The sequence below is a fragment of the Elioraea sp. genome (assembly GCF_051860475.1).
Lineage (GTDB): Bacteria > Pseudomonadota > Alphaproteobacteria > Acetobacterales > Acetobacteraceae > Elioraea.
The window spans coordinates 1-555 of sequence record NZ_JBHYDW010000317.1 but is presented as its reverse complement, the minus strand read 5'-3'; the positions used below and the strand labels follow the sequence as shown (position 1 = coordinate 555).

The window sequence follows — 555 nt, the reverse complement described above, 5'->3', positions numbered from 1 at the left end:
CGCTGGGTAGCTAAGTGTGGACGGGATAACCGCTGAAAGCATCTAAGCGGGAAACCCACCTCAAAACCAGGTCTCCCTGAGGGCCGTGATAGACCATCACGTCAATAGGCCGCATGTGTACGCACGGTAACGTGCTCAGCTAAGCGGTCCTAATCGCCCGATAGGCTCAATACTTCGCCATCAACGCGGTCCCATCCGAAAGGGTAGGACACCGTACGCAGCACCAAACCCCACAACGCACACTCCCAACCCAACCAACATCCGCCACCTGAACTCACTCGTCACAAGCGAGACGGTTCGGTGGCCTGGTGCCCATCGCGGAGTTGCTACACCCGATCCCATCCCGAACTCGGCCGTGAAACACTCCAGCGCCTATGGTACTGCCGCTCAAGCGGCGGGAGAGTCGGTCAGCGCCAGGCCACCCAACCGTGCCCACACATCACACCCCCGCGGGGTGGAGCAGCCCGGTAGCTCGTCAGGCTCATAACCTGAAGGTCACAGGTTCAAATCCTGTCCCCGCATCCCTCTTGATTTGCGAAACCAAAACCCCAGCCA

General features: G+C 59.6%; 1 tRNA gene and 2 rRNA genes. All 3 read left to right on the top strand.

The features are described 5' to 3' along the window. Positions 1–174 (top strand): 23S ribosomal RNA (locus tag ACTIFU_RS23985); the annotation flags it as partial. Positions 175–304: 130 nt separating this feature from the next. Beyond that, positions 305–419, top strand: a 5S ribosomal RNA gene (gene rrf / locus ACTIFU_RS23980). Between the two features lie 29 nt (positions 420–448). Continuing rightward, positions 449–522 (top strand) — tRNA-Met (locus ACTIFU_RS23975). The last annotated feature ends 33 nt before the right edge of the window (positions 523–555 follow it).